Consider the following 2608-nt stretch of genomic DNA (forward strand, 5'->3'; position numbering starts at 1 on the left):
CGGCGCGTCCTGCCGGGCCTGCGCCGGGCGGCGGGGCGCGCCGCCCACCACCGCCATGGGCTCGGGCGCCGGCTTGCCCGTCATCTCGCCGAGGCGGGGCACCGCGGCCAGCAGGTTGCGGGTGTAGTCCTGCCGGGGGTGCTCGAAGATCTCGGCGACAGGCCCTTCCTCCACGATCCGGCCGCGGTACATCACCGCCACGCGGTCGGCCATCTGCGCGACCACCGCCATGTCGTGGGTGATGAACAGCACCGCCATGCCGGTCTCGCGCTTCAGCCGGTCGATCAGGGCCAGGATCTCGGCCTGGATGGTGACGTCGAGGGCGGTTGTCGGTTCGTCCGCGATCAGGAGGCGCGGACGGCAGGCCATGGCCATGGCGATCACCACCCGCTGGCGCATCCCGCCGGAGAGCTCGTGGGGGTACTGCCGCAGCCGCTGCTCGGGCTCGGGGATGCGCACCTCGCGCAGCAGGTCCAGCGCGCGGGCCAGCGCCGCTTCCTCGGAGAGGCCACGGTGCAGCATCAGCCCGTCGGCCAGTTGCCGGCCGATGGTGAAGACCGGGTTGAGCGAGGTCATCGGCTCCTGGAACACCATGCCGATCTCGCCGCCGCGGATCGCCTGCATGGTCGCGTCGTCGGCGGCTGTGACGTCCAGCTCGCTGCCGTCGGCGCGCCGGAAGCGGATCGTGCCGTCGGCGATGCGGCCGCCGCCGAACTCGACCAGGCGCATGATCGACAGCGACGTGACCGACTTGCCCGAGCCGGATTCGCCGACGACGCAGACGGTTTCGCCGGGGGCAATGGAGAAGCCCACGTCCTCGACCCCGGTGACGGTCCTGCCGCCGCTGTCGAAGTCGACGCGCAGGTTCCTCACGCTGACGATCGGGGGAGGCGCTGTCATTTGCGGGCCCTCGGATCCAGCACGTCGCGCAGCACGTCGCCCAGCATGTTGAGCCCGAGCACCGTGATCGCCACGGCGAAGCCCGGCACCAGCGCCGTCCACGGGCCGCGGTCGAGATAGTCGCGGCTGGCCTGGATCATCAGCCCCCACGAGGCCGAGGGCGGCTGGGTGCCGAGGCCGAGAAAGGACAGCCCCGCCTCGGCGAGGATGGCGAAGGCGAGGCTGATCGTCGCCTGCACGATCATCGCGGGCATGATGTTGGGCAGGATGTGCCGCAGCATCATCGGCAGGTCGCGGGTGCCGCCCGCCCGCGCCGCCTCGACATAGGGCATGGCGGCGACGCGCAGGGCCTCGCCGCGGATGATCCGGGCGAGGAAGGGGGTGAAGGCGATGCCGATGGCGATGATCGTGTTCTGGAGGTTGGGCCCCAGCACAGCGCTGATCGTCAGCGCCAGCAGCAGCGCCGGGAAGGACAGCAGCGCATCGACGAGGCGCATCAGCACGTTGTCGATGCGGCCGCCGTAGTAGCCCGAGACGAGGCCGAGCGGCAGGCCGAGGACGAGGCTCATTCCCACGGCAGCGGCGGCGATGCCGAGCGAGGTCTGCGCGCCGAGCAGCACGCGGTACATCAGGTCTCGGCCCAGCTGGTCGGTGCCGAGGGGGTGGGCGAAGGTGGGCGGCGACAGGCGGGCGCGCATGTCCATCTTCGTGGCGAACTCCGGCGGGATGACCAGCGGCGCGAGGATCGCGACGAGCACGACGGTGGAGACGAGGACGAGGCCGATCAGCCCCTTGGTGGTGAGAAAGCGCCGCATCGCCCTATCCCAGCCGGATGCGCGGATCGACCGCGCGGTAGAGGAGATCGACGATCAGGTTGGTCAGCATCACCACCGCGGCGATCACGAAGACCGAGGCCTGGATCAGCGGCAGGTCGCGGTTCAGCAGCGCCTGGTAGGTCAGCCAGCCCATTCCCGTGTAGCCGAACAGGCTTTCGACCACGATGATCGAGCCGAACAGGTAGCCGATCTGGAGCCCGGCGATCGTGATGACCGGCCCGATGGCGTTGGCCAGCGCATAGCGCCAGATCACGGTACGTTCGGACAGGCCCTTGGCGCGGGCGACGCGAATGAACTCCTGTTCCAGGATGCCGGTCATGGCCGAGCGGGTCATCCGCGTCAGGTGCGCCATCAGCCCGAGGCCGAGGGCGAGCGAGGGCAGCAGCGCGTGGCGCAGCGCTCCGAAGAAGCTGTCGGAGGGCTCGACGAAACCCGAGGACGGCAGCCAGCCGAGCCAGCGGGCGAAGACGAGGATCATCACGATCCCCCAGAAGAAGTCCGGCAGGCTGACCCCGAGCAGCGAGGTGGTGGAAGAGGCCGTGTCCTGCCAGCGGTCGCGGTGGACCGCCGCCCAGACCCCGAGCGGGATCGCGCAGACCAGCGCGAAGGTCATCGACATGACGACGAGGAAGGCGCTGGCGGTCATCTTGCCCAGCAGCAGCGGCGCGATCTCGGACTTGAAGATCAGCGAGGCGCCGAAGTCCCCCGAAAGCATGCCGCCCATCCAGCGGGCGTACTGCACCACGACGGGTCACGCCGGAGGCGTGCCTTCGGCACGACGCCATGCCGTGCAGCTTCAGGCTGCGGAGCATGATGACGATGGCGGCGCTGGCGGGATCATGACGCATGGCGGTTCTCCGCACTGCGGCGCT

3 protein-coding genes are annotated in these 2608 nt (G+C 70.1%); all 3 read right to left on the minus strand.

The genetic code is table 11. From position 1 onward, the window contains the following. On the minus strand, window positions 1-900 hold a 900-nt coding region (locus A7B20_RS21030; RefSeq protein ID WP_157937758.1), incomplete at its 3' end, for an ATP-binding cassette domain-containing protein. Next, window positions 897-1715: an ABC transporter permease gene (locus A7B20_RS21035; protein ID WP_102110529.1), complete on the minus strand. Its 819-nt coding sequence runs from the start codon at window positions 1713-1715 to the stop codon at window positions 897-899. The genes A7B20_RS21030 and A7B20_RS21035, both read right to left, overlap by 4 nt. Before the next feature lie 4 nt (window positions 1716-1719). Continuing rightward, window positions 1720-2451 carry an ABC transporter permease gene (locus A7B20_RS21040; RefSeq protein ID WP_157937759.1) on the minus strand — a complete coding sequence of 244 codons (732 nt, stop codon included), beginning with the start codon at window positions 2449-2451 and terminating at the stop codon, window positions 1720-1722. Between the last annotated feature and the right edge of the window lie 157 nt (window positions 2452-2608).

The sequence above is a fragment of the Oceaniglobus roseus genome, from assembly GCF_002869745.1.
Taxonomy (GTDB): Bacteria; Pseudomonadota; Alphaproteobacteria; order Rhodobacterales; family Rhodobacteraceae; genus Oceaniglobus; species Oceaniglobus roseus.